The organism is Aeromonas sp. QDB23 (genome assembly GCF_027707745.1).
Lineage (GTDB): Bacteria > Pseudomonadota > Gammaproteobacteria > Enterobacterales > Aeromonadaceae > Aeromonas > Aeromonas allosaccharophila.
Window position 1 is genome coordinate 1 of the sequence record NZ_JAPCJA010000180.1, and the last position, 629, is coordinate 629.

Here is a 629-nt window from a genome sequence, read left to right on the forward strand (position 1 = left end):
ACATCTCCCATACCCATGCCGAATTTGTAATCTTTGATATCACGAAAACTGGTCTCGATACCCCAGCGCTGGCCGTATAGTTGCAACGCCTTGGCGGCGCTCAGGTCGGTCCGGTTACTGGCCAGAAACCACGCGTCTTTCATGCCACTCTTATGACAACAATAGACCCGTTCGACAGGCTGTCGCTGCCCAGTTAGCTCCACCGCTTTGAGGGTTCGGGTGCGCCCGGTCGGCGTTAGCCAGTCCCGAGCTGGAACCTGCTCTACACCAGGGTAACCAACCAAAACATTTCCTTTAAATCTAATGAGATAAGCAAAGCCTAGCTCTTGCTCCAGGCGTTCGAACAGCTCCATGTAACCAAAGCCGCGGTCAGCTACTACCGTCACGAAGATACCCTCTGGCAACGTCTGCTTGAGCTTGGTGAGCAGCTCTTTCTCATGGGCATTGCGTTGCCCTTTGAGCAACGATTTCCGATGGGTTTTCCACAGCAGCGGAGTACTGCGACCGTGGTTGGTTTGCAGGCTGATAACCAAGGTACTGTGATCATCGGCATCGAATTCGGTCCAGTCCATGGAGACTACGATCTCGGTACGTTCACCGACCACATAGGGCACCCAATCGTCAAAGAG

Annotated in this window: 1 pseudogene; it reads right to left on the reverse strand. The window is 53.6% G+C overall.

Annotated features, from left to right (window positions below):
• Positions 1-629 (reverse strand): annotated as a pseudogene (locus PG888_RS23075) (IS4-like element ISAs18 family transposase); the annotation flags it as partial.